The 24,614-nt window shown below is 68.1% G+C and carries 21 protein-coding genes and 1 pseudogene; 11 read left to right on the top strand and 11 right to left on the bottom strand.

The window, feature by feature from the left end; all coding sequences use genetic code 11:
* Nucleotides 1–221 precede the first annotated feature (221 nt).
* Complete coding sequence (locus I7X18_RS21925; protein ID WP_193046093.1) at nt 222–3,515, top strand: error-prone DNA polymerase; 3,294 nt, start codon at nt 222–224, stop codon at nt 3,513–3,515.
* Here the strand turns inward: I7X18_RS21925 and I7X18_RS21920 are convergent.
* Nucleotides 3,512–3,931 (bottom strand): TIGR03667 family PPOX class F420-dependent oxidoreductase, encoded by a 420-nt coding sequence (locus tag I7X18_RS21920; RefSeq protein ID WP_193046092.1) that lies wholly within the window; start codon nt 3,929–3,931, stop codon nt 3,512–3,514. The genes I7X18_RS21925 and I7X18_RS21920 overlap by 4 nt on opposite strands.
* A 69-nt stretch (nt 3,932–4,000) precedes the next feature.
* The gene (locus I7X18_RS21915) at nt 4,001–4,249 is read right to left on the bottom strand and encodes a hypothetical protein (protein WP_193046091.1); all 249 of its coding nucleotides are present in this window, start codon (nt 4,247–4,249) and stop codon (nt 4,001–4,003) included.
* A 183-nt stretch (nt 4,250–4,432) separates the two neighbouring features.
* Here I7X18_RS21915 and I7X18_RS21910 point away from each other — a divergent pair, with 183 nt between their 5' ends.
* Nucleotides 4,433–5,074 carry a nitroreductase family protein gene (locus I7X18_RS21910; protein ID WP_193046090.1) on the top strand — a complete coding sequence of 214 codons (642 nt, stop codon included), beginning with the start codon at nt 4,433–4,435 and terminating at the stop codon, nt 5,072–5,074.
* Between the two features lie 7 nt (nt 5,075–5,081).
* On the opposite strand, the gene I7X18_RS21905 is transcribed toward I7X18_RS21910, so the two are convergent.
* Both I7X18_RS21905 and I7X18_RS21900 read right to left on the bottom strand, forming a co-directional pair.
* Nucleotides 5,082–5,576 carry a tRNA (cytidine(34)-2'-O)-methyltransferase gene (locus I7X18_RS21905; protein ID WP_193046089.1) on the bottom strand — a complete coding sequence of 165 codons (495 nt, stop codon included), beginning with the start codon at nt 5,574–5,576 and terminating at the stop codon, nt 5,082–5,084.
* A 240-nt stretch (nt 5,577–5,816) separates the two neighbouring features.
* Nucleotides 5,817–7,387, bottom strand: a pseudogene (locus I7X18_RS21900) (HNH endonuclease signature motif containing protein).
* A gap of 437 nt (nt 7,388–7,824) precedes the next feature.
* Between I7X18_RS21900 and I7X18_RS21895 the strand changes: the two are divergent.
* The 7 genes from I7X18_RS21895 to I7X18_RS21865 all read left to right on the top strand — a co-directional run bounded on the left by I7X18_RS21895 (nt 7,825) and on the right by I7X18_RS21865 (nt 14,755).
* Complete coding sequence (locus tag I7X18_RS21895) at nt 7,825–10,392, top strand: ATP-binding protein (protein ID WP_226863516.1); 2,568 nt, start codon at nt 7,825–7,827, stop codon at nt 10,390–10,392.
* Nucleotides 10,389–10,799 carry a roadblock/LC7 domain-containing protein gene (locus tag I7X18_RS21890; protein ID WP_193046087.1) on the top strand — a complete coding sequence of 137 codons (411 nt, stop codon included), beginning with the start codon at nt 10,389–10,391 and terminating at the stop codon, nt 10,797–10,799. Before I7X18_RS21895 ends, I7X18_RS21890 begins: the two co-directional genes overlap by 4 nt.
* A 7-nt stretch (nt 10,800–10,806) precedes the next feature.
* Nucleotides 10,807–11,172, top strand: coding sequence for a DUF742 domain-containing protein (locus I7X18_RS21885; RefSeq protein ID WP_193046086.1), 366 nt, complete (start codon nt 10,807–10,809; stop codon nt 11,170–11,172).
* Nucleotides 11,153–11,734, top strand: a complete 582-nt coding sequence (locus I7X18_RS21880; RefSeq protein ID WP_193046085.1) for a GTP-binding protein — start codon at nt 11,153–11,155, stop codon at nt 11,732–11,734. Before I7X18_RS21885 ends, I7X18_RS21880 begins: the two co-directional genes overlap by 20 nt.
* A 1-nt stretch (nt 11,735) precedes the next feature.
* A complete protein-coding gene (locus I7X18_RS21875) occupies nt 11,736–12,287 on the top strand; it encodes a pentapeptide repeat-containing protein (protein ID WP_193046084.1) in 552 nt (183 codons plus the stop codon).
* Nucleotides 12,288–12,372: 85 nt separating this feature from the next.
* Nucleotides 12,373–13,824 carry an FAD-dependent oxidoreductase gene (locus I7X18_RS21870; protein ID WP_193046083.1) on the top strand — a complete coding sequence of 484 codons (1,452 nt, stop codon included), beginning with the start codon at nt 12,373–12,375 and terminating at the stop codon, nt 13,822–13,824.
* A 115-nt stretch (nt 13,825–13,939) separates the two neighbouring features.
* Nucleotides 13,940–14,755 (top strand): transglutaminase-like domain-containing protein, encoded by an 816-nt coding sequence (locus I7X18_RS21865; RefSeq protein ID WP_226863515.1) that lies wholly within the window; start codon nt 13,940–13,942, stop codon nt 14,753–14,755.
* Nucleotides 14,756–14,990: 235 nt separating this feature from the next.
* Here I7X18_RS21865 and I7X18_RS21860 read toward each other — a convergent pair whose 3' ends face one another.
* The 7 genes from I7X18_RS21860 to I7X18_RS21830 form a co-directional block, all read right to left on the bottom strand.
* A complete protein-coding gene (locus tag I7X18_RS21860) occupies nt 14,991–15,335 on the bottom strand; it encodes a heme-binding protein (protein ID WP_193046082.1) in 345 nt (114 codons plus the stop codon).
* Between the two features lie 59 nt (nt 15,336–15,394).
* The gene (locus I7X18_RS21855; protein ID WP_226863513.1) at nt 15,395–15,652 is read right to left on the bottom strand and encodes a hypothetical protein; all 258 of its coding nucleotides are present in this window, start codon (nt 15,650–15,652) and stop codon (nt 15,395–15,397) included.
* Nucleotides 15,653–15,896: 244 nt separating this feature from the next.
* Nucleotides 15,897–17,123 (bottom strand): lipase family alpha/beta hydrolase, encoded by a 1,227-nt coding sequence (locus tag I7X18_RS21850; protein ID WP_193046080.1) that lies wholly within the window; start codon nt 17,121–17,123, stop codon nt 15,897–15,899.
* The gene (locus I7X18_RS21845; RefSeq protein WP_193046079.1) at nt 17,110–17,751 is read right to left on the bottom strand and encodes a rhomboid-like protein; all 642 of its coding nucleotides are present in this window, start codon (nt 17,749–17,751) and stop codon (nt 17,110–17,112) included. Before I7X18_RS21845 ends, I7X18_RS21850 begins: the two co-directional genes overlap by 14 nt.
* Nucleotides 17,752–17,908: 157 nt before the next feature.
* Nucleotides 17,909–20,512: an FHA domain-containing protein gene (locus tag I7X18_RS21840; RefSeq protein WP_193046078.1), complete on the bottom strand. Its 2,604-nt coding sequence runs from the start codon at nt 20,510–20,512 to the stop codon at nt 17,909–17,911.
* Nucleotides 20,513–20,553: 41 nt separating this feature from the next.
* Nucleotides 20,554–22,104, bottom strand: a complete 1,551-nt coding sequence (locus I7X18_RS21835; protein WP_193046077.1) for a PE-PPE domain-containing protein — start codon at nt 22,102–22,104, stop codon at nt 20,554–20,556.
* A gap of 120 nt (nt 22,105–22,224) precedes the next feature.
* Entirely contained in the window at nt 22,225–23,430 is a 1,206-nt protein-coding gene (locus I7X18_RS21830) for an NADH:flavin oxidoreductase (RefSeq protein WP_193046076.1), read from the bottom strand.
* Nucleotides 23,431–23,458: 28 nt separating this feature from the next.
* Between I7X18_RS21830 and I7X18_RS21825 the strand changes: the two genes are divergently transcribed.
* Together I7X18_RS21825 and I7X18_RS21820 are read left to right on the top strand one after the other, a co-directional pair.
* Nucleotides 23,459–24,316, top strand: coding sequence for a bifunctional methylenetetrahydrofolate dehydrogenase/methenyltetrahydrofolate cyclohydrolase (locus tag I7X18_RS21825; RefSeq protein WP_193046075.1), 858 nt, complete (start codon nt 23,459–23,461; stop codon nt 24,314–24,316).
* Complete coding sequence (locus tag I7X18_RS21820) at nt 24,313–24,606, top strand: DUF3017 domain-containing protein (protein ID WP_193046074.1); 294 nt, start codon at nt 24,313–24,315, stop codon at nt 24,604–24,606. The genes I7X18_RS21825 and I7X18_RS21820 overlap by 4 nt, the downstream gene beginning before the upstream one ends.
* Nucleotides 24,607–24,614 lie beyond the last annotated feature (8 nt).

Here is a 24,614-nt window from a genome sequence, read left to right as displayed (position 1 = left end):
AGGGTTCGGCCAGCGAGTGTGCGGCATACCCCGGGTCTTGCCGCAAGCCCCCGGGTGCGCTATAGATTGAGAGTGGGAAGGAGCCGCGTCTCCTTCCTTTCGCGTATCCGGGCCTGCGCCGGGCATCGATTCCTACGTCAGGGTCGTTGGTCGCCGCCGAGCGCAGCCCTGGTGTAGAACTCGCACGCACGCATCGAACGCATGTTCGATACACTCGAGAAGTGAGCTGGTTCAACGGACCTCCGAGCTGGTCGGAGATGGAGCGGGTGCTCACCAGCAAGCCCCGCCGTGCCGGCGAATCACCCGTCGAACCCCCCGGTGACGGCGGCGACAGCCCGGCGTGGTCGCGTAAGCGCGGTGCCTATCGGGCGCCGGATCTGCCGCGGTCGGGTGGCGCGGTGCCCTACGCCGAACTGCACGCGCATTCGGCGTACAGCTTCCTCGACGGCGCCGGCACCCCGGAAGAGCTCGTCGAGGAGGCCGCCCGCCTGGATCTGCGGGCCATCGCGCTGACCGACCACGACGGGCTCTACGGAGTCGTCCGGTTCGCCGAGGCGGCCAAGGAACTAGATATGCAGACGGTGTTCGGTGCCGAGCTGTCGCTGGGCAACATCGCGCGCACCGAGGTGCCCGATCCGCCGGGACCCCACCTGCTGGTGCTGGCCCGCGGGCCGGAGGGCTACCGCCGGCTGTCCCGTGAGATCGCCAAAGCCCATCTGGCCGGTGGGGAGAAGGGTAAACCGCGCTACGACTACGACGCGCTCACCGAAGCCGCCGGAGGGCATTGGCACATCCTCACCGGATGCCGTAAAGGTCATGTCCGGCAGGCGCTTTCGGATGGAGGACCGGAAGCGGCCGAAGCGGCGCTGGCCGATCTGGTCGACCGGTTCGGTCGCGACCGGATCAGCGTCGAGCTGACCCACCACGGCCACCCCCTCGACGACGAGCGCAATGCCGCGCTGGCCGAGCTGGCCCCGCGCTTCGGTCTCGCCATCGTCGCCACCACCGCCGCCCACTTCGCCGAGCCGTCGCGCGGACGGCTGGCGATGGCGATGGGCGCGATCCGGGCCCGCAACTCGATCGACGAGGCCGCCGGCTACCTCGCCCCGCTCGGCGGGTCACACCTGCGCTCGGGGGAGGAGATGGCCCGGTTGTTCGCCCATCGCCCCGAGGTGGTCACCGCCGCCGCGGATCTGGGGGAGCAGTGCGCGTTCGGGTTGGCGCTGATCGCCCCGAAGCTGCCGCCGTTCGACGTGCCGTCCGGGCACACCGAGGACAGCTGGCTGCGCCACCTGGTGATGCTCGGCGCCCGGGATCGCTACGGTTCACCGGAACGGGCGCCGCAGGCCTACGCCCAGATCGAGCACGAGCTGCGGATCATCGAAAAGCTCACGTTCCCCGGCTACTTCCTCGTCGTCCACGACATCACCCGGTTCTGCAAGGACAACGGCATCCTGGCCCAGGGCCGGGGGTCGGCGGCCAACTCCGCGGTCTGTTACGCACTCGGGGTCACCAACGTCGACCCGGTCGCCAACGAGTTGCTGTTCGAGCGGTTCCTGTCCCCGGCCCGCGACGGGCCACCCGACATCGACGTCGACATCGAATCCGACCTGCGCGAGCAGGCGATCCAGTACGTCTACGAACGCTACGGCCGTGACTACGCAGCCCAGGTCGCCAACGTGATCACCTACCGCGGCCGCAGCGCCATCCGCGACATGGCCCGCGCGCTCGGCTTCTCCCAGGGCCAGCAGGACGCCTGGAGCAAACAGCTCAGCAAGTGGAACGGGTTGGCCGACTCGCCGGACATCGAGGGCATCCCCGAGCCGGTGGTGGACCTGGCATTGCAGATCTCGAACCTGCCGCGGCACATGGGAATCCACTCGGGCGGCATGGTGATCTGCGACCGGCCGATCGCCGACGTGTGCCCGGTCGAGTGGGCCCGCATGGCCAACCGAAGCGTGCTGCAGTGGGACAAAGACGATTGTGCGGCAATCGGTTTGGTGAAGTTCGACATGCTCGGGCTTGGCATGCTCTCGGCGCTGCACTATTGCATCGACCTGGTGGCCGAGCACAAGGGCCTCGACGTCGACCTGGCGAAGCTCGACCTGTCGGAGGCCGCCGTCTACGAGATGCTGCAGAAGGCCGATTCGGTCGGGGTGTTCCAGGTGGAGTCCCGCGCGCAGATGGCCACGCTCCCGCGGCTGAAACCCCGCGTGTTCTACGACCTGGTGGTCGAGGTGGCGCTGATCCGGCCCGGGCCCATCCAGGGCGGGTCGGTACACCCCTACATCAAACGGCGCAACGGCGAAGAGGAGGTCACCTACGACCATCCCTCGATGGAGGCCGCGCTGCGAAAGACGCTGGGGGTTCCGCTCTTTCAGGAGCAGTTGATGCAACTCGCCGTCGACTGTGCCGGGTTCACCGCCGCCGAGGCCGACCAGCTGCGCCGCGCCATGGGGTCGAAACGCTCGACGGAGAAGATGCGCCGTCTGCGGGGTCGGTTCTACGACGGGATGCGGCAGCGGCACGGCATCACCGGCGACGTGGCCGACCGCATCTACGAGAAACTGGAGGCGTTCGCGAATTTCGGCTTCCCCGAGAGTCATTCACTGAGCTTCGCGTCGCTGGTGTTCTACTCGTCGTGGTTCAAGCTGCATCACCCGGCGGCGTTCTGCGCGGCGCTGCTGCGGGCGCAGCCGATGGGCTTCTACTCACCGCAGTCGCTGGTGGCCGACGCGCGCCGGCACGGCGTGATCGTGCACGGGCCCGACGTCAATGCCAGCCTGGCGTACGCCACGCTGGAGAACGTCGGCACCGAGGTGCGGTTGGGCCTCGGTGCGGTCCGCCACATCGGCGACGACCTCGCAGAGCACATCGTCGAAGAGCGAAAGGCCAACGGCCCGTTCGCGAACCTGCTGGACCTGACCGGCCGGGTGCAACTGTCGGTGCCGCAGACCGAAGCGCTGGCCACCGCGGGGGCGCTGGGCTGTTTCGGCGTCACCCGCCGCGAGGGGCTGTGGGCGGCGGGTGCGGCCGCCGCGGAACGGCCGGACCGGCTACCGGGGGTGGGGTCCGCAGGGCAGATTCCGTCGCTCCCGGGAATGAGCAAGCTGGAACTCGCCGCCGCCGACGTGTGGGCCACCGGGGTGTCCCCGGACAGCTATCCCACCCAGTTCCTACGCGAAAACCTCGACGCGATGGGCGTCGTGCCCGCGGGCCGGCTGCTGGAGGTGCCCGACGGCACCCGGGTGCTGGTGGCCGGCGCCGTGACCCATCGGCAGCGTCCGGCCACCGCGCAGGGCGTGACGTTCCTCAACCTCGAGGACGAGACGGGAATGGTGAATGTGGTGTGCTCACCGCAACTCTGGTCGCGCCAACGCCGCCTGGCCCAGACGGCGCCTGCGATGGTGATCCGCGGAATCGTGCAGAACGCCACCGGTGCGGTCACCGTCGTCGCCGACCGGCTGGGCGCGCTCGACATGCGGGTCGGGTCGAGGTCGCGCGACTTCCGCTAGAGGAGAGCCTCTGGCGGCGTGGTCCAGACCTTCTCGATGCTGATCTTCAACCGCATGTGGTACTCGTCCAGGATGTCGGTGATCCCCATCTCCTCGGCGAAGGTCTGGTACTTCGCCCAGAACGGGCCGTCCTCACGCATGTCGATTCCGGTGGCGTCGATGCGTGCCGGACCACCGACCACGATGACGCCGCGGTCCTTGCCGTCGGAATCGAGGTTCAGGCTCACCAGCGGGTTGTTCTTGATGTGGCGGACCTTGCCGGCCTCCGGCATCGTGTACACGACCACGTCGGTGCCGTCGAAGTGGAACCACACCAACCGCGGAACGGGCTGACCGGATTTGGCGACAGTGGTCAGCCAGGCGGACCGGTCGGATTCCAGCCTGCCGGTCACTTCCGCGGTGAGTCCAGTTGTCATGTCAAAGACCGTAGTGGCAGGCACGCAAAAGGGGCGCCCCGGCTGGGACGCCCCTCGCTGTGTGCGGTGTCAGCGGACGGTGACGTAGACGGCGCGGTCGTCGTTGTCGTAGCGAACCGAGACGATGTTGGACTCGTCGAGCGGCTTGACCATGCCCTGATGGTCGACGTTCACCGCGTAGCCGCGGTCATCGAGCGAGCTGATGGCGTCTTGGGCGTTGCCCGCCCCGGCTGGCGCGGCCTGTGCGGGGGCGGCCAGGCCCAGGAACGCGGCGGCGAGTCCGCTGGCGGCGATGGTGGCGAATCCGAACTTGTTCATCTTCGTTCTCTTCCTCGTCTATTCGGTCTGGAAGTTTTCCTGGCCGGTCTGACTGTTCAAACCGGCAGGTCACGGTCGTGATTCCGGCTGGCAGTGATTGACCGACGGGTGGCAGGAACTGTGCGACAGACAGGGCCCACGCGGCGACCCGGTCGACCCCGTCGGCATCGGTAGCCTCGGGGTATGACGCTCAACCTCTCAGTCGATGAACTCCTGACCACCACCCGCTCGGTGCGCAAGCGGCTGGACCTGGAGAAGCCGGTGCCGCGCGAGGTGATCATGGAGTGCCTCGATCTCGCATTGCAGGCCCCGACGGGCTCCAATGCCCAAGGGTGGCAGTGGGTCTTCGTCGAGGACCCGGAGAAGAAGAAGGCCCTGGCCGACATCTACCGCGTCAACGCGAACGCCTACCTGGACATGCCCAAGCCCGATTACGACGACGTGCGCGGCGAGCGCATGGCGCTGGTCAGCGATTCCGCCCGCTACCTCAACGATCACTTCCACGAGGTGCCGGTGCTGATGATCCCGTGCCTGGAGGGCCGCCCCGACGGCGCGCCCGCGGGCATGTCGGCGTCGTTCTGGGGTTCGCTGCTGCCGGCCGCGTGGAGCTTCATGCTGGCGCTGCGCTCGCGCGGCCTCGGTTCGGCGTGGACGACGTTGCACCTGCTGAACGACGGAGAGAAGCAGGCTGCCGAGGTGCTCGGCATTCCGTACGACCAATACTCGCAGGCCGGGCTGTTCCCGATCGCCTACACCAAGGGCACCGACTTCAAGAAGGCCAAGCGGCTGCCGGCCGAGCAGCTCACCCACTGGGATACCTGGTGAACCAGAACTAGACGGCTCCTGGATCCGATGTCGCCGCCGGGGCGGCTCCGGTGAACCCGTGCTGGCGCCACGCCTCGTAGACCGCGACGGCCGCGGCGTTCGACAGATTCAGTGAGCGCCGCCCGGCCAGCATCGGAATCCGCACCTGCGCGGTGATGTGCGGGTCGGCCAACGTCTCGGCGTCCAGCCCGGTGGGCTCCGGCCCGAACAACAGCACGTCGCCCGGTTGGTAGGCGATGTCGGCGAACGACACGGTCGCATGCGCGGTGAACGCGTAGACCGCCGCGGGCCGCAGCGCGTCCCACGCCGCGGCGAGATCGTCGTGCACGGTCACCGATGCCAGGTCGTGATAGTCGAGGCCGGCCCGGCGCAGCTTCGGTTCGGATAGGTCGAAACCCAACGGTCGCACCAGATGCAGCTCACATCCGGTGCCCGCCACCATGCGGATGGCGTTACCGGTGTTGGGCGCGATGCGCGGCGAGTTGAACATCAGCCGGAACATCCGACGATGATGTCAGGCGCGGCGGAGGCTTTGCCCGATCACCGAAGGGTGGCTTGTCGGGTTCGGGGGTTTTGCCAGGCGGGCGGGAGGGTTTCGGGTTGGTCGGGTTCGTTGAGGTCACGTCTACCAAGGCGGTGTGAGTCCTTGGCTCCCGGGTGGCCGTTCGCGCGCAGGTGGGCCAAATCCTGGCCGGCATGGATGTTCTCCGGTCGGGGTTTCGGTGTGTGAAGTCCGCGACCGTCAGGCCGCCTGATCTTCTGGGGGTGCGGGTCCGCCGGGTTCGCTGGCGTCGTCGACCGGCAGCGGGGCGTTCGAGTCCGCCTTGTCGCTGGGCGCCTTGTCGCTGGGCACCTTGTCGCGGGCCATATTGTCGCCGGGCATGTCGTCAGCCGGTTCGGCCCAAGCAGCAGTGTCGTTGTGGCTCGGGGGTTCTGGATCGTCCGGGGGTCGCAAGAGCCGTTCGGGGCGGTGGTAGTGGTTGAGTCGCGACTGCCCGGTGTCCAATTGTGGTGGCGGTATCCATTCGACCTCGCAGTGGTCGTTCATGCGAGTGGTCCAGCCGTCGTCCTGGTCGACGCTGCGGTTGTCGGGCCCGCAGGCCAGGCCGTTCTCGTCGACGTTGGTGTTACCGCCCTCTGTCCAGTCGGTGTCGGCGTGGTGGACCTGGGAGCCGTAGGCGCCGACGGTGCAGCCCGGTTTGGTGCACCCACCATCGCGGGCGATCAGCATGATCCGCTGCGCCGGGGACGCGACCCGTTTGGCGCGGAACAAATTCAGGGCCGATCCGGTCGCACGGTCGAACACCGCGAGGTAGTGGTTGGCGTGACCGGCCATCCGGACCACGTCTTTGATGGGGATGACGGTGCCGCCGCCAGTGGTGCCGACCCCAGCGCGCGATTCCAGGTCTTGCAGGGTGGTGCGGATGATGACCGAGACGGGTAGCCCGTTGAGGTGGCCGAGTTCACCACTCATCAACGCGATGCGCCCGACGGCGACCATGGCGTCGTGTTGGCGTTGGGCGAGGCTGCGGTGGTCGTTGTCGATCTGGGCCTGTGACGGCGTCCCCGACGTGCAGGGTTCGGGGTCCTCGGGATTGCACATCCCGGGCGCGGCGTATTTGGCGAAGATCACCTCCCACACCGCCCAGGCCTCGGGGGTCAACGTGGCACTCAGATCGACCATCCCGTCGTCGCGTTGCGGGTGCTTGGACACGCTGCGTTTGGGGGCCCGTTCAGTGTCGTCGGGTTCGGGTCCGTCCTGGTCGAGCAGAAACAGCGTCAGGTCCGCTGCGTCCTTGAGTTCCTTCGGACCCACACCGACCGCCGTGCGGCAAGGGTCACCTCGAACTGCTCCCGAGTCGCTACGTCCACGAACCCCGGCAGCCTGCCGACAGCCTTGCGGATGACCTCGACATGCTCACCATTGATCAACCCGAGCGCCTGGGCTGCGGCCGTGGCAGGCAGCTCCGGCGGCAACGACGGTCCTGTCAACGCCGGACGCGGCGCCAACAACGCAGCTTCAGTCAACCGGCGGTTCGCTTCAGTGGTGGAGATGCGCCAGCGGACCGAGAGCACCTCTTTCCACGATTTGGCGCCCATCTCCTTCGGCGTGGCCTCGGCCTGCAGCCGGGCCAGCATGCGGTGGCTGACCGTGGGCAGCTGACACCCAAGGGCTTCGAGTTCATCAAGGGCGGCAACAAGATCTGAGCGGGTCAGCAAATCGACATCACAGGCGGCCACCGCGTCGAAGGCGGCACGCAACGCGGTCACCGCCGCCTGGAGGTCATTGCCGGACATGCTTCGAACATACATTCGACCACCGACAAGTTGGACCGAGTTCGAGCGTCATCTCCCAGGACATCGGTGACAGTTCTGCATCAGAACATCGGTGACAGTTCGGGTGGTCTTGGTGGTGACAGTCTTGCCCGGAGGCTGCGGTGGTGGCTGCCGATGAACCCATCGAGCCTCTCGTCCGGCTGGCGATCTCGCAGTGGCCCGATAACGCTCCTGGGGCGGTGTCGACGCTTTGCCCGATCACCACACTGCCGCGCATCGGTCTGGTCACGAACTCTGTCTGTTCACCACGAACTGTGGAAACCCCAGCTGACGGCTGTCATACTCGTCGAATTGCCAGGCGTACCAAGCGTGATCCCGCGCTCCGCAAACAGGTGCGAACAGCAGGAAACCTCCATGAATGACGCTTCAGTACTGACATGCGGATCCGGAGCCGGCCATGCGGCCGGGCGCCGATGACTGCCTTCGCGCAGCACACCGATCCACCGCCCGCGCCGCCCAAACGGCCGTCGCGCTGGTCTCCGGCGAACTGGCCGGTCCGCTGGAAGATGCTCGCGATCGTGCTGGTGCCGCTGATCCTGGCCGGCGCGTTCGGCGGCTCGCGGATCGCGGCCAACCTGCAGGACGCCGGCGAACTCCGGTTGGCCGCCCAGCGCACGGAGCTCATCCCGGACATCAACAGCTACATGGCCGCGCTGGAGGGCGCGGTGGTCGCGGCGACTGAGGGCCGCGAAACCCAGTCTGCCCTAGCCGAGTTCGACACCGCCAAGGCGGCACTGCGGGATCAGCGGGACGCTACCGACGTCATACCCGACGTGCGGCTGGCGGTGACCACGCTGCTCGACTACGGACAGGACCTCGTCAACAAGGTCACGGCGAACTCGATCGACCTGCGCCAGCGGGTGATCACCTACGCGCCGTTGCTGCTGACCGCCGAGACCGCCATCACCGGTTCGGCCCGCGGTGACGACCAGAACATCCAGCTGCAGGCCGAAGCGCTGTCTCGGGCGATCGGCGCACGCGGTCAAATGGCGCTGCAGCAGATGCTCGTCAACCGCGGTGCCGACATCCCCGAATCCGAACTGCGGACGTCGATGATCACGGTGGCCGGGACCGAGCCGTCGACGGTCTCCGGAATGGCCGAACTGCTCGGCGGCGCCTCACGCGAAGCCGCCACCCTGCGCAGCGAGATGTTCAAGCGCATGTCGCTGATGTCCAATCCGGCGGTGCCGCTGCCCGGTAATCCCGAACTCCTGCAATCGCAGACCGTCACCGCGGACATTGCGAACACGCTGATCGACGACACCTCCGAAGCCATTCCCGCCGCGGTGAACAGCGCCGCCGACGCACAGCGGTCCGCCGCGATCCGCGACGCCGTGCTCGTCGTCCTGGCGTTCGTCGCCGCGCTGATCCTCGTGTTGCTGGTGGCGCGCTCGCTCGTGCGGCCGCTGCGCCTGCTGCGGGACAGCGCGCTCAAGGTCGCGCACGAGGATCTGGCCGCCGAACTCGACCGCGTCCGGGCCGGCGCCGAACCCCCGCCGGTGACCCCGATCCCGGTGCACACCACCGAGGAGATCGGCCAGGTCGCGCACGCCGTCGACGAACTGCACGAACAGGCGGTCTTTCTGGCCGGCGAGCAGTCCCGGCTGCAGCTGCAGGTCAGCGACATGTTCGAGACGCTGTCACGACGCAGCCGCTCGCTGGTGGATCAACAGCTCTCGCTCATCGACCGGCTGGAACGCGACGAGGACGACCCCGAGCGGCTGGAGAGCCTCTTCCGGCTCGACCACCTCGCCGCCCGGATGCGCCGCAACGGCGCCAACCTCCTGGTGCTCTCGGGCGCGAGGATCCCGCGGGATCAGGCCGAGCCGGTCCCGGTGGCGACGCTCATCAACGCCGCGGCCTCCGAGGTGGAGGACTACGCCCGCGTCGTGACCGCCACCGTGCCCGACAGCCGGATCGTCGGCGCCGCGGCAGGTGACCTGGTGCACCTGCTCGCCGAACTGCTCGACAACGCGCTGCGGTATTCGCCCCCGGTCTCGCAGGTGCGGGTGTCAGCCGTCCACACCGGCAACGGTGGACTCGTCATCGAGGTCAGCGACACCGGTCTGGGGATGGCCGAGGCCGACCTTCGGGTCGCCAACGCCCGCCTGCAGTCCGGTGGTGAGGTCACCCCCTACACCGCGCGGCACATGGGCCTGTTCGTCGTGGGGCGGCTGGCCGCACAGCACGGCTTCGTCGTGCGGTTGCGCAGCACCGTCGTCGACGAACCCGATTCGGGCACCACCGTCGGGGTCTACGTTCCCGCCGCGCTGCTCACCCGCACCGATGCCCCGGCCTACCCGCCGCCGGCCGAGCAGTATGCCGCCGCGACCGCGCCCCCCGCCGTCGTCGACCACTCACGCCATCACCGGCCCGAGCCGGGCACCCACGACGCCGACGGGGGGGCGCTCCCGCAGCGCAACCCGGGAGCCAGCGGCATCGCGGGTACGGCAGACGAGCAGACCGACCCGCACCGGCGGATTCCCACGTTCAGCGACACGTCGGCGTTCTTCGCCTCACGGGCCGAGGCGGGCAGCAACGGCGTCCACGAGCGACGCGAACCGGCGCCGGAACCCGCAGCCACGTCGGGCGCCGACGACGCGATCTACCAGTCGATGCTGTCGGAGTGGCTGGTCGACCCGACCGAACTGGGCAAGAGCACCGATCTGGACTGGAAATCGGTGTGGGATCACGGCTGGTCGGCGGCCGCGGCCGCCGACGAGGCCCCGGTGCGGGATCGGACCGACGAAGGGCTGCCGATGCGCGATCCGGGAGCGCGGTTGGTGCCCGGTAGCGGGCGCGGCAACGGCGGAGCGCACCGCAGCGACGAGGCCGAGGAGCAGGTAGCATCGGCGGCTGAGTCCGACGCCGCTGGGCGACGTGATCCGGAGGCCATCCGGGCCAGCATGAGCAGCCACTTCGGTGGTGTGCACGCCGGCCGCGCCCACTCCCGAGAAGCCAGAGGAACAGATCGCGAATGACCGCACGTTCGACGCAGCGCGAATCGCTCGACTGGCTGGTCTCCAGGTTCGCCCGCGACGTGTCCGGCGTCTCCCACGCGGTGCTGGTGTCCGCCGACGGTCTGTTGATGGCCGCCAGCGAACACATGCCGGTTGAACGGGCCGATCAACTCGCCGCCGTTGCCTCCGGGTTGGCCAGCCTGTCGACCGGGGCCGCCCAGTTGTTCGACGGCGGCTACGTGCTGCAGTCCGTCGTCGAGATGGAGAACGGTTACCTGCTGCTGATGCGGGTCGGCGACGGGTCCAACCTGGCGACGCTGGCCACCCGGTCCTGCGACATCGGGCAGATCGGCTACGAGATGGCGATCCTCGTCGAGCGGGTGGGCACCGTCGTCCAGTCGCAGCGACGAACCCCGCAGCACTCGTGAGTGCGCCGTGGACGAACCGGAATCCGCGTCAGAACCCAGCCTGGTACGGCCCTACACGCTGACTGCGGGCCGCACGGATTCCCGCGTCCACTTACCGCTCGAAGCGCCCATCGAAACCCTCGAATCCTCCCAGCCGCCGCGGTGGCCGGCAGGTGACGCGCGCGGTGAGATCCTCGTGCTGTGTGCGCATCGGCCGTCTGTGGCGGAGATCGCTGCGCGATTATCGGTGCCCCTCGGCGTGGCGCGCGTGCTTGTGGGGGACCTCGTGACGCAGGGTTATCTACGGGTACACACCACCCTCGACCCATCGGCGAGCTCCGACGAGCGCCGCGAACTCATAGGAAGGACACTGCGTGGCCTACGAGCACTCTGACCGGCGGCGCTCGAGCGCGACGAAGATCGTCGTCTCCGGCGGATTCGGCGCCGGCAAGACGACGTTCGTGGGCGCGGTGTCGGAGATCATGCCGCTGCGCACCGAGGCGCTGGTGACCAACGCCTCGGCCGGTGTCGACGGACTCGAGGGCACCCCGGACAAACGCACCACCACCGTCGCGATGGACTTCGGCCGCATCACGCTGGCCGACGATCTGGTGCTGTACCTGTTCGGCACGCCCGGCCAGCGACGGTTCTGGTTCATGTGGGACGACCTGGTGCGCGGCGCGATCGGCGCGATCATCCTCGTCGACGTGCGCCGGCTGCAGGACAGTTTCGCAGCGGTCGACTTCTTCGAGGCGCGCAACCTGCCGTTCCTGGTCGCCGTCAACGAATTCGAGGGCGCGCCAAGACATTCCACACAGGCCGTCCGCAAGGCGCTGGCTCTGCCAGAACACATCCCGGTGATCACCGTCGACGCCCGCAACCGTGCATCGGCGAAGGCCGCGCTCATCGCGATCACCGAATACTCCCTCGACAGCCTCTCGGCGCTGCCGGGCTGACGTGGCTGAATGGACTGATGAGGAGTTCCTCGGCCGCGACTTCCGCGACGAGGATCTGAGCCGGCTGCGCACCGAGCGGGTGGTGTTCGACGGATGCGACTTCAGTGGGGTCGACATGTCGGAGTCCGAACACGTGGGCTCCGCGTTCCGCAACTGTAATTTCCGGCGGGCCTCGTTGTGGCACAGCACTTTCCGGAACTGCAGCATGCTCGGGTCGGTGTTCACCGAATGCCGCCTGCGGCCGCTCACCGTCGTCGAGGTGGACCTGACGCTGGCGGTGCTCGGCGGGTGCGACCTGCGCCGCGTCGACCTGTCGGACTGCCGCCTGAGGGAAGCCAGCCTGGTCGGTGCGGATCTGCGCGAGGCGGTGCTGCGGCGTGCCGACCTGCAGGGCGTCCGCGTGCAGAACGCCAAATTCGAAGGTGCGGATCTGCGCGGTGCGCGCGTCGAACCGACGTTCTGGACCACCGCCGCGGTGCGTGGTGCGCGCATCGACATCGACCAGGCGCTGGCGTATGCCGCGGCGCACGGGCTCGACGTGCACGGCGGCTGAGGGTCTTCGGGGAGCTTGCCCCTTCAACGGACTGTGGTGCTCTCCCAGGGGATGGGCGAATACTGAGGCGGTCAGGGAGGTGTCCATGACCGAAAGCTGTGACCTCTGCATCGTCGGGGCCGGTATCGCCGGCCTCAACGCCCTGTTCGCCGCGAGCCGCCACCTCGCGCCGGACCAGCGCGTCATCCTCGTCGACCGCAGACGGCGCGTCGGCGGCATGTGGGTGGACACCTATCCGTATGTGCGGCTTCACCAGCCGCACGGCATGTTCACCGCGGGCGACATCGCCTGGACGCTGGGCCGCGAGCGGTCCTACCTGGCGACCAAGGACGAGGTGCTCGACCACCTGCAGCACTGCCTCGAGGTGATCCGCAAGCGGGTGCGGGTCGACGAGTTCTACGGCTGGGACATGGTCGGCGACGAGGAACTCGACCGCCGGGTGCGAATCACCTGCCGGTCGGCCGACGGTGAATCGCTGGAGATCGACGCCGCGAAACTGGTCAAGGCCTACGGCTTCCGGATCATGCCGAACGATCCGCTCCCGCTGTCGAGTGACCGCGTGCAGTCGGTGTCCCCGGACTACTGCGACGTCCGCGAGGGCGAGATCCGTGCCAGCGACGCCCCGGTCTGGATCATCGGCGGCGGCAAGACCGCGATGGACACCGCATACGCGCTGATCAGCGCCTGCCCCGGACGCGAGGTGAACCTCGTGGCCGGCGGCGGCACGTTCTTCCAGTGCCGCGACAAGTTCTTCCCCGACGGCGCCCGGCGGTGGTTCGGCGGGAAAATGCTGAGCGCGCTGGGCGTCGAGGTGGCCCGGCGGTTCGACGGCACCAACGAAGACGACGTGTGGCGCTGGCACCGAACCCGGTACGGCACGTGGCTCACCCCCGGAACCGCCAACTTCCTGCTGGGCGTGCTCTCCGAAGAGGAGTGCCGAACCATCGCCGACGGACTGCACTCGGTCGGGATGGATTACTTCGTCGATGCGGTCGACAGCGGGGACTCGGTCGAGTTGACGTTCCGCAGCGGGGCGACGGCCACCGTCGAACCCGGTGGTTGGATCGTGAACTGCACGGGATACGTCACCCACCGCGACGATCCGTACGAGCCCTACCTGCCTGCGGGCGGATCGGTGCTGTCGATCCAGAGCCGCTCGGCGACAATGCATCTGAGCTCCTACATGGGGTATTTCATGACGCACATGTTCATGCTCGACCGATTGGGCGACACGCCGCTCTACGAACTGGACGTGCAGGATCTGGCGAACAAGTCCCGCACGGCCTTTCCGTACACGTTGATGACGCTCGCGCAGTACAACCTCAGCCTGATGGCCGATCAACTGCCCGCGAAGGTGTTCGCCGAGTGCGGGCTCGATTTCGACCACTGGTACCCGCTGCCGCGCCGGATGGCGGCGACGGCCCGGTTCATGCTGACCCACCGTCGGCAGCGTGAACACCAGCGCCGTTCCCTGGACACTGTGCGGGAGAGATTCGACCTCAGATGCGGACCGCTGAACACCGGCGTGGTGACGTAGCCGTATCGAACACCGATTCGATCAAATCCCGCCATCTCGACACGCGTGTGATTCATGTCGGTGCGGTTGATCGTGTCGTGCTGCATGGACGCCCGATCGCGACGAGACTGTGCGGATGCCCCGCGACACCATGAGCCGTACTGTCGGTGCCGAGCTCGCCATCGAGGTCACCTCGCCGACCACCCTGGAATTCCAGATCGCACTCGCCCCGCAACCCGGCGCGGAGGTGACCGAAAGCCTCGTCTTCTCCCATGACGGCGAAAGCGTGGTGCCGCAGGAGATCATCGGCGAGCACGGCACGCGGATCCACAAGTTCGATGTGGGAAAGGGCATGGTCATAGCGTCCTACCAGGCGACGGTCGTCGGCCTGGCCGACCCGCCACCGGTCCGCGACATCGACGTCTCGACGTATCTGCGCCCCAGCCGTTACGCCGAGGCCGATAAGTTCTTCGGTTTCGCCGCAACGGAATTCGGCCAGTACTCCTCGGTGGACCTGCTCGAGAAGGTGTCCACGTGGGTCGGCAGTCGACTCGATTACGTACCCGGGTCGAGCGATCCGATCGACGGCGCCGCCGACACCCTGCTCGCCGGTGCGGGGGTGTGCCGCGACTACGCCCATCTGGTCATCGCGCTGCTGCGTGCGCTCAACGTGCCGGCCCGGCTGGTGTCGGTATACGCCCCCGGCTGCAGCCCGATGGACTTCCACGCGGTCGCCGAGGCTTTCGTCGACGGTCAGTGGCGCGTCGCCGACGCGACGCTGCTCGCGCCCCGGCAATCGATGGTGCGCATCGCGACAGGCCGCGACGCCGCCGACACGGCGTTCCTCGACAACCACGACGGCAACATCACACTGCAGAACATGATGATCACCGCGGTCGTCGACGGGGATCTGCCGAGGGATTCGCTGTCGGACCTCGTCACGTTGCGCTGACGCTCCGCCGTCGCGGAGGAGCGGACGAGAACATGCCGATGGGCGGTAGGCCGGTTACCGCACCGATTTCTGTTCCGCTCGTCCTGCGGATAGGAGAAATTGGTTTTCCTTTTTGCGATCGGTAATATCCTCGGTACCTATTCGGCTATCTGTCTGTCACCATGGCCGCAATTCCTGCGGGGTAAAACATCATGAATGGCACGCGTTTCGAATCAGGTCAGACCCGCCTGCGGCGCTACTGCGGAGCGGGTGCGTCACAACGGTTGCGGAAGTCCACCATCGGCTGACGGATGCCCTGCAGATCGGCTTTCACCTGAGGATTCGCCGCGGCGTAGTCGGCCACCCGCGTCTGAACCTCCTCCTTGGGAAGGCCTTTGAGGCTGGTGAAGAAGCCATTGACGTCCGGACGGGCGAACAGGTATTGCGACGTGGCGGCCTGGACACCGGCCGACACGCTTGACAGGTCGGCAGCCGTGCAGTTCGGTGCCGGCGGGGGCTGCGCCTGCGTGGTGGTGGCGCCACTCAGCAGAGCCGCGGCCGTCGCACCGACGGCGACAACCGTACGGAAATAGAACGTCATGTCGCTCCTCTCAACAAGGTCGTTGAATCCTGTTGTCACCGCGGTTGTTTCACGCGGTCTCAGCGTCCACCGCCGATCCCACCGCCGCCGCCGCCGCCCGGCCGATCGGGTCGGTCGCCGGGCCGACCGGGTAGGCCGATGTCGGGGCGGCCGGGTTCATCCGGCGGCTCCACGCCGCCGTTGTTGTTGTTGTTGTTGTCGTTGTCGTACACCGAGACGCCGTCGACGCAGAGGTAGTCGTATTCACAGGGATACGGGTACCAGATCTCCTGAGTGGCCGGCCCGGTGTCGGCTCGACGAACCTCGTTCTGGCACATTGTGATTCCGCTGGCCTCGGTGCAGTCAGCGAGGGCCACGGGAGTGGTGACGAGAAGGCTCGAAGGCAAAATCGCTATGACCGCTGTGCAGACGACGGCGCAACTCCGCAGAATGTGCATGGCCGTTCCTCCTCGTTGAAGACAGCCTCTACAATTCGCAGGGTAAACCGAAACTCATTCGCTCACCGGATAACGGCAGACATAATTGACGAAATGTTTTTTCGGCACATGAATTGTCAGCCGGTCACGTTGCGGTGACGCCCAGCCAGTGCACCAGCCGGCCGTAGATGGCCGGATGGTTGAGCAGGTCGAAGTGGTGCAGGCCCGTCATCACCAGGCCGTTGTCGTCCTCGAACGGAAGCCGACGTTTCCGGCCCCGGCCCGACGCGCTCGACGGCCGCACCAGGTGGTCGCCGAGCATCAGCCCCACCGCCCGCGGCGCGGCCGAGGTCGCCACGAAGTGGTGGGACGCGCCGGGCAGGAAGGGCACCTCGGCGCAGCGGTCGCGCAGGAACTCGTCGGGATCGGCCTCGCCCCAGTCGTCGTCCAGGCAGGCCCCGTAGCGCAGATCCTTGATGCCGTCACTGCGGAGGTTGAGAAACTCTGCGAGAGCACGGGTTTCGCGCAACCGGGACAGCGCCCACGACGCGGCGTTGACACCCTTCTCGAGGTCGGCGCCCAGATGCGGCGAGCCGAGGCACACCACCTGGCGCACGTTCTCGGTCCAGGGGCGGCCGCCCTCGCTGCCGTAATGGCAGGCGCTGCGCACCACCAGCCCGCCCATTGAGTGCCCGACGAGCGCGATGTCGGATACCGGTACCGGCCACGCCTCGGTCAACGACGTCAGCAGCTCGTCGAGGGCGTGCCCGTTGCTCGAGATGTGCAGGCCGGTGTTGTACCGCACGTGCACCGGCGTGAACCCGAGGTCGTCGTGGAGGCGGACACCGTAGGGCCGTGGGTCCGGCGCTTCGACGCCCGGCCGGGGCGGGCGTCCCCACGAGGTCTCGGTCTGGCACAGCCCGTGGACGAACACCACGATGCGGTTCGTCGCGTCGGGGAACACGTCGGCGACCGGCCGAGACGAGAGGTCGACGGCTCGGCCGTCCACGCGCACCGCCATCGTCGTGGCCAATGCGTTGCCGCGGGAGGCCAGCTCGTCGCCGTAGATGCCGTTGAGCGCGGCGATCGCCTCCGCCACGGCGGGCGTCCGGTCGATCGGGCTGTCGTCGTGCAGACGCGTCGCCGCGATGGCGCCGACCATTTCGGGGAGACGGTGTCCGGCCGTGCCGACCGCGGCGTACACCGTCTGCGCGATCGCATCGTGGATCACCTCGACGGGCCTGGCGGCCGGTCCGACCGACGCGAACACCCGGCTCGCGATGCCGGTGTGTATGCCCCGGACGACGTCGTGCAGGACCGTGACGCCCTCGGCGGCGACCTCGCCGAGGGCTCTGATCTCAGTGGCGCGCATAAACCTCTGCACCCGGATACGGGTGACGTTCACGGTTGGTCGCCAGTGGACTCAGCGTAAGGCCGGTGACGAACGCCGACAGGTGCCCGATCTCGGTGAACGTCGGGCGGACGACCGCGTTGGCCGCGAGCACCGCGACGCCCGCGACGCGCAGCCGCGCGCGGTCCCGCGCGGGCAGGTAGGCCGAGAGCGTGCCGGCGACGCCGAGCAGGAAATAACTCACCCCGACGTCGTGGGCGTCGGCCAGCCGGGGCGGCGCCTGCTCGGCGCGGATCGACCGGCGCAGATACCCCTGGCCGACATAGGTGCCGGTGACGTGGGCGGCGGTGCCGGCTACCAGCCACCGCCACGTCCCCAGCCGGCGTTCGGCCGGGGCGAGGACCGCGACGAACGGCGGGACGTACGGCCACCAGCGGCTGCCGTCGAGCCAGAACAGGCTCGCCGCCAGCACCCGGGTGGGCTCGTTGGACAGGTGGTTCAGGTTGGTCGATTGATTGCGCAGCAGCTGCGAGCGCGCACGTCCGGCGGCGCGCTGCACCCGGGTGGTGACGGCGAGGACGGCCAGCCAGATGAAGGTCGCCGGTGCACCGGCCACACAGCGTCCGACCACTCCCAGCGCACGTGTCACCTTGTGAATCTACCGGTCAGCCGCTCTGCAGCGTCACGTGCGGATCCTGGCGTGGTCGAGCCGAATTGGTCGCAGGTGCTCCAAGGGCGCTACCCCGAGGTGGCGGCGGAACAGATAGGTCACTCCGTCGGGGGTGAGGCAGTCGGGGGTGGGGCAACTATCCGCTCTTGAGGCGGATCTTCCAGCGGACGAAGCTCAGGTAGCCGACGCACAGCGCCGCCAGCATGCCCATGTCGAACCACCAGGCGGACCCGGTGTGCTCCCAGTGCGAATCCTTCGGCGTCAGCGGCCCGGGGACCAGATGGATCAGATCCACCGTCGATGCCGAGGCGGCGAAGCCCCAACGCGCCGGGGTGAACCAGGACAACTGGTCGAGCACCAGTCGGTCGGTCACCGGGATCATTCCGCCGGAGAACACCAGCTGGCTCATCACCGCGACGACCAGCAGCGGCATGATCTGCTCGTTGGACTTGGCCAGCGCCGACAGCGCCAGGCCGACCATCGCGGCGGTCACCGTCGTCGCCGCCATGACCACGAACAACTCTGCCGTCGGGCTCAGGAACGTCAACGCACCCTGGGTGGGTGCACCCTTACCGGCGATGGTGATCGCCGTGACGATCGAGGACTGCAGGATCGCGAACACCGCGTAGATGCACACCTTGGCCAGCAGATACGCGGTCGTGGACAACCCGACGGCCTGTTCCCGCCGGAAGATCGCACGCTCACCGATCAGGTCTCGGACCGTCAGCGCGGTGCCCATGAAAATCGCACCGACGTTGAGCAGGACCAGGATCTGGCCGGGTTCGTTGGGGGCGTCGCCCATCGGGTTGGGCACGCCGAATCCGACGGTGCCCGGCACCGACAGCGACAGCACACCCATGATGAACGGCAGCACCGCGAGGAAGACGAAGTAGCCGCGGTCGGAGATGATCAACCGCATCTGGCGCCGCGCGATGGTCGAGAACTGCCGTCGCAGACTGGTCTTCGACGGTTCGCCGAGGCCACTCGGCTCGTCCTCGGTCGGCAGCTGGTCGGGCGACGGACCGTTCAGCGCGAGGAACTTCTGGTGGGCCCCGTCCGGATCGCTGGCGACCGAACTGAAGATGTCGGCCCAGTTCGTGGTGCCCATCGCCCGGCCGATCTCGTTCGGCGGACCGCAGAACGCGGTCTTGCCGCCGGGGGCGAGCAGCAGCACCTGGTCGCAGACGTCGAGGTAGGTCAGCGAGTGCGTCACCACCAGCACCACGCGGCCGGCGTCTGCCAGCTGTCGCAGCATGGTCATGACCTGGCGGTCCAGTGCCGGGTCCAGACCAGACGTCGGCTCGTCGAGGATCAGCAGCGACGGACCCGTCAGCAACTCCAAGGCGACCGATGCGCGTTTGCGCTGGCCGCCCGAGAGCTTGTCCACGCGGGTCTCGAGGTGCTTGGTCATCTCGAGTTCCTCGAGGACCTGCATGACGACCTGCTCGCGGTCGGCCTTGGTGGTGTCGGGGGGCAGCCGCAATTCCGCGGCATACATCAGCGCCTGTTTGACGGTCAGCTGACCGTGGACGACGTCGTCCTGCGGGACCATCCCGATCCGGGATCGCAGCGAGGCGTACTCGGCGTGGATGTTGTGGCCCTCGAAGGTCACCGATCCGGCCGTGGGGTGGGTGTAGCCGGCCACCAGGCGCGCGAACGTCGACTTGCCTGCACCGGACGGCCCGATGACCGCGGTCAGGGTGCCCGGGCGCGCGGTGAGCGAGATGTTGTCCAGCAGCGTCTTGTTGTTCTCGATCGTCCACGTGATGCCGCGGACGTCGAGGCCGCCGGTGGCGGTCGCGGCAGCGGTCTCGGTGCGCCGCACCAGCGTGCCGCCGGTGAACACCAGGTCGACGTTGCCGATGGTGACCACGTCACCGTCGGCCAGTGGCGCCGCGTCGACGCGCTGTCCGTTGACGAACGTGCCGTTGATGCTGCGGTTGTCGACGATCTCGGTGCCGATGGCCGACGGGACCAGCGTGGCGTGGTGCCGGGAGGCCAGCACATCGGGGATGACGATGTCGTTGTCGCTCGCGCGGCCGATCTTGATCGCCCCGGCCGGCGCTTCCGGCGCCCGCCCCGGGCGCAGGATCTTGAGCATGCTCGTCGCGAGGTTGCCGCCGGCCTCACCGGAACGCGGGGCCGCCGTCGGCCCCATCCGGGTGACGGGTTCGAGCGCGGCGTGGTCCGACAGCGGCGGCGACAACGGCGCCGCGGTGGCGGGCGGGCGCGACGGGAGATGCGGCGGGCCGGGGTAGTGCGGTTGGGTGCCGGACGGGAACGACGGCGCCTGCGGTCCGGTGGGGTAGCGCGGCTGTGGCCGTGAGATCGGCGGTGCGCCCGGAGGCGGCGTCGACGGAGCCCAACCCCCTGTGGCGGGCCTCGCGACCGGGACGGCGGTGGTCTGCGGAGGCCGCCCCGCCGAACCCTGGTGGCGGCCGACCTCGAAGGTCACCTGCGGACCGTCCGGGTTGCCGATGTTGAGGCTCTGTCCGTCGCGGATGTCGACGGCGGGCACGCGCCGGCCGTTGACGAACATTCCGTTGAGGCTGCCGTTGTCGATCGCCACCCAGCGGCCCTGGTCGAAGCGCAGCACCAGGTGCGCACGCGAGATCAGGGGGTGGGCGATGCGTACGTCGGCCCGCAGGTCACGGCCGATGACAACGTCATTGCCCGGGGCGAAACTGCGGGTGGATCCTTCGTACCGAACGGTCAGCGCAGGTGGGGCTGGTCGGCTCATCGGGGACAACTGTATCGGTACCGTGCTCGAAGGTGTGTGAGCTACGCCGCGGCGTCGTCGTCCGCCTCCCTGGCGGCACGGTCCGTGCTCTTGGTCTCGGCGCTCTTGGAAGTGGAGTCATCGGGGTGGTCTGCATCGGCGGACTCTGACGTGGGGGAGTGCGGCGTCGTGGCCGGGCTCTGTGCGTTGTCTGCGTTGTCAGCGTTGTCCGCGTTCTCTGCGGGCTCGCTGAGTTCCCGATCCACGTCCTCCTGTTCGGGGTCGCCCGACACCTCGTCCTCGTTGTCCGCCGGATCCGATGAGCTGTCGCTGGAATCCTCTGCCGGCTCGGATGTCTCGTCCTCGCCCTTCACTTTCGCGGGCTTCGCGAAGGGCTTGTCGGCAACCGTCCGCGCGGCGCGCAGGGTGGTGTCGATGTCGGTGTCGTCGGAGGGGTTGTCCGGGACATCGGATTCGATTCCGAGGGCGTCGTGGACACCCTTTCCGACCGCCTCGACGAGGTCGGCGGTCAGCCTGGTCGGGTCGATCCGCGGGATCAAGCGGGCCGGGGTGTTCTGGCCCATCGGGATGGTCCGGTCATATCCGGTGTCGATCAACACCTTCAGCGTCGGCTCGATCAGCCGCATCAGCGGTTCGACGACCGCGGACGTACCGGTGGCCGCACCGATGTCGCGGATCGGCTGAAGCAACGGCAGATGGGTCGACGGGATCAGGACGTAGGTGTTGTCCCACTCCTCGGGGTTGCCGTTCGGGTCGTCGCCCTTGCCCGGGTACTTCTGCACCGTCCCCGAGGCCAGCAGTTCCTCGAACGACGCCTCACTGTTCGAGCCCCAGGGGAAAGCCGGCGAGGTGGCACTCGGGTCGGCATAGGTGAGGTGGGCGTAGAAGAAGCCCAGCACCGCATTCGCCGTTGCCAGCAGATTGGCCGGGTACAGGGGAGCGTCGGAGATGATGTCGTATTCGTAGGAGATGTCGGTCATCCGGTAACCGGTGTCCGTCGGGGTGGGGCCGTCGAAGGTGATGTCGAGGAACGGGACGGTGATGCCGTTGAATCGGGACCCGATCCCGCCGTTGGGACGGCTCCAGTTGCCGACCAGGACGATCTCCAGCTGGTCCGCATCCGGAACGATGTTGTCATTACCCTCCGCGTAGTCCGGGTCGGCGAGCCTGCGGAGCATGAGGTTGGTGATCCGGCCGCTCTGCGAGTAGCCGAAGATGACGACATTGTCGTCGGGCGCGTCGTGCAACTGCTGCTGCAATGCGGCGTCGAGATACTCCAGCCCCGCATCGGTCGACTGGTTGAACGTCAGCGCGGTCAACCCGCCGTAGACGGGCCAGAACTCCTCCGGTCCGTAGACGTTGCGGGCCTCGCAGCTCACCTCGCCGCAGGTCGAATTCGGCTCGATGTAGCGCCGCATGGCATTGGCGACGTACGACTCCTCGGGCCAGGGGCGTCCGCTGTTTCCCATGATCAGAGCGACGGGGTTGGCCAGCGCCGCCACCGCTCCGGTCAACGTCGAACCGATGGTCAGCACCGCCGCGCCGAGCACCGCAACGACCGTGATGAGCAGCGACCTGCCGAAGCCACGCATTGAGGGACCATCCAATCCACCGACGGCACCGCCGGAACCTATGGGCATGATTGCATACGCGAATATCGATGATGGCGTATGCCAGCGCATTCCGCTCAGCGGCAGGCGCCGGACCGGTCGTCAGCCCAGCACGGGCAGCGAGTCCGGAGCGCCGGTCACCACACAGTGGGTGTGGCTGTAGATCGTCGCCATGCACTTGTTGCAGTGCGTGCACGCCGAGCGCACCTCGCCCGGGGTGGCTTCGGCCTTGATCCGGTTGATCAGGTCGGGTTCGGCCAGCAGCGCGCGGCCCATCGCGACGAACTCGAATCCCTCGGCCATCGCCAGATCCATCGTCTCGCGATTGGTGATGCCGCCCAACAGGATCAGCGGCATCGTCAGTTCGGCGCGGAACTTCCTGGCCTTGTCCAGCAGAAACGCCTCGCGGTAGGGGTACTCTCGGAAGAACTTCTTGCCGGTCATGCGAATGCCCCAGCTCAGAGGCGGTTTGAACGCGGCGGCGAACTCCTTGACCGGTGCATCGCCGTGGAACAGGTAGAGCGGGTTCACCAGCGAGCTGCCCGCGGTGAGTTCCAGCGCGTCCAGACCGCCGTCCTCCTCGAGCCACTTGGCAGTCTGCAGCGACTCGTCGAGCGGGATGCCCGCGCGCACACCGTCGGTCATGTTGAGCTTCGCGGTCACCGCGATCTGATTGCCGACGGCGTCCCGGACGGCCCGCACCACACCGCGCGCCACCTTTGCGCGATTCTCCAGCGACCCGCCGTATTCGTCCTTGCGCTTGTTGATCAGCGGGCTGAGAAAGGAGCTGGCCAGATAGTTGTGGCCCAGGTGGACCTCGACGGCGTCGAAGCCGGCGTCGATCGCCAGCCGTGCTGCATTGGCGTGCGCCGCGGTGACCTCGGCTATGTCGTCGCGGGTGGCTTTCTTGGCGAACCGCATCGACAGCGGGTTGAAGAACCGCACCGGCGCCAGCGCCCTGGCCTTGTTGGTGCGGGAGTTGGCGACGGGTCCGGCGTGGCCGATCTGCGCGCTGATCGCGGCACCCTCGGCGTGCACCGCCTCGGTCAGCCGGCGCAGACCGGGCACCGCCTCGGGGCGCATCCAGATCTGCCAGCCGTCGGTGCGCCCGCCGGGCGCGACCGCGCAGTAGGCGACCGTGGTCATCCCGATTCCGCCGGCTGCGGGGAGCCGGTGGTAGTGGATCAGGTCGTCTGTGACCAGCGCGTTCGGCGTCGACGCCTCGAACGTGGCGGCCTTGATGATGCGGTTGCGCAATGTCACCGGGCCGAGCTTGGCCGGGGTGAACACATCTGGCGGGGTGTTCATACTCGGTGAGCCTGCCACAATGGCTCGCGTGGGTGCGATAACTCTCGACGGAAAAGCCACGCGGGACGAGATCTTCGTCGACCTCAAGGACCGGGTCGCGGCGCTCACCGAGGCGGGCCGGACGCCCGGACTGGGCACCGTGCTGGTCGGCGACGACCCCGGCTCGCAGGCCTATGTCCGCGGGAAGCATGCCGACTGCGCGAAGGTCGGCATCAACTCGATCCGCCGTGACCTGCCCGCCGACATCAGCCAGGCCGAACTCGACGCCACCATCGACGAGCTCAACGCCAACCCGGAGTGCACCGGTTACATCGTCCAGCTGCCGCTGCCGAAGCATCTCGACGAGAACGCGGCGCTCGAGCGGATCGACCCCGGCAAGGACGCCGACGGCCTGCACCCGACCAACCTGGGCCGGCTGGTGCTCAACGAGCCCGCGCCGCTGCCGTGCACGCCGCGCGGGATCGTGCACCTGCTGCGCCGGTTCGAGGTCGAGATCGCGGGCGCGCACGTCGTGGTGATCGGCCGTGGCGTCACCGTCGGACGGCCACTGGGGTTGCTGCTCACCCGCCGGTCGGAGAACGCCACGGTCACGTTGTGCCACACCGCAACCCGCCACCTACCCCAGCACACGCGCCAAGCCGACATCATCATCGCCGCGGCCGGTGTGCCGCACATGGTGACCGCCGAGATGGTCCGGCCGGGTGCGGCGGTGATCGACGTCGGGGTCAGCCGCGACGACAACGGCAAGCTCGTCGGCGACGTCGCACCCGACGTGTGGGAGGTGGCCGGGCACGTGTCGCCCAATCCGGGCGGAGTCGGCCCGCTGACCCGGGCGTTCCTGTTGACCAACGTCGTCGAGCGCGCCGAGGCTCTCGCGCGCGCGTGACCCCCAAAGACTTCGCCCGCAAGGTCTTCGCGGGGCAGTGGCCGATCCTGGTGGTCGGCCTGATCGTCGTCGCGGCGTTCGGCCTCGTCGTCGCCGGATACTGGCGCCGCGGCGCCCTTGTGCTCGCCGTCGGTGTGGGAGTTGCTGCGGCACTGCGGATCTCGCTCAGCGATGAGCGTGCGGGCCTTCTCGCCGTGCGCAGCAAGGGAATCGACTTCGTCACCACCGCGTCGGTCAGCGCGACGATGTTCTACGTCGCGTGGACGATCGATCCGCTCGGCACGAGCTAGCGCCGCCC

It is taken from the genome of Mycolicibacterium baixiangningiae (assembly GCF_016313185.1).
In the GTDB taxonomy this organism is placed as follows: domain Bacteria; phylum Actinomycetota; class Actinomycetes; order Mycobacteriales; family Mycobacteriaceae; genus Mycobacterium; species Mycobacterium baixiangningiae.
The sequence above is the reverse complement of the archived record's forward strand: the minus strand, read 5'-3'. Positions and strand labels throughout refer to the sequence as shown.

Bases quoted from the DNA above. Each gene is read 5' to 3' on its own strand.
- I7X18_RS21840 (WP_193046078.1), bottom strand. From the start codon at position 20,512: ATGAGCCGACCAGCCCCACCTGCGCTGACCGTTCGGTACGAAGGATCC.
- I7X18_RS21865 (WP_226863515.1), top strand. From the start codon at position 13,940: ATGCCCCGCGACACCATGAGCCGTACTGTCGGTGCCGAGCTCGCCATC.
- I7X18_RS21905 (WP_193046089.1), bottom strand. From the start codon at position 5,576: ATGTTCCGGCTGATGTTCAACTCGCCGCGCATCGCGCCCAACACCGGT.
- I7X18_RS21915 (WP_193046091.1), bottom strand. From the start codon at position 4,249: ATGAACAAGTTCGGATTCGCCACCATCGCCGCCAGCGGACTCGCCGCC.
- I7X18_RS21860 (WP_193046082.1), bottom strand. From the start codon at position 15,335: ATGACGTTCTATTTCCGTACGGTTGTCGCCGTCGGTGCGACGGCCGCG.
- I7X18_RS21890 (WP_193046087.1), top strand. From the start codon at position 10,389: ATGACCGCACGTTCGACGCAGCGCGAATCGCTCGACTGGCTGGTCTCC.
- I7X18_RS21910 (WP_193046090.1), top strand. From the start codon at position 4,433: ATGACGCTCAACCTCTCAGTCGATGAACTCCTGACCACCACCCGCTCG.
- I7X18_RS21850 (WP_193046080.1), bottom strand. From the start codon at position 17,123: ATGCGCGCCACTGAGATCAGAGCCCTCGGCGAGGTCGCCGCCGAGGGC.
- I7X18_RS21830 (WP_193046076.1), bottom strand. From the start codon at position 23,430: ATGAACACCCCGCCAGATGTGTTCACCCCGGCCAAGCTCGGCCCGGTG.
- I7X18_RS21870 (WP_193046083.1), top strand. From the start codon at position 12,373: ATGACCGAAAGCTGTGACCTCTGCATCGTCGGGGCCGGTATCGCCGGC.
- I7X18_RS21920 (WP_193046092.1), bottom strand. From the start codon at position 3,931: ATGACAACTGGACTCACCGCGGAAGTGACCGGCAGGCTGGAATCCGAC.
- I7X18_RS21855 (WP_226863513.1), bottom strand. From the start codon at position 15,652: ATGTGCCAGAACGAGGTTCGTCGAGCCGACACCGGGCCGGCCACTCAG.
- I7X18_RS21895 (WP_226863516.1), top strand. From the start codon at position 7,825: ATGACTGCCTTCGCGCAGCACACCGATCCACCGCCCGCGCCGCCCAAA.
- I7X18_RS21835 (WP_193046077.1), bottom strand. From the start codon at position 22,104: ATGCGTGGCTTCGGCAGGTCGCTGCTCATCACGGTCGTTGCGGTGCTC.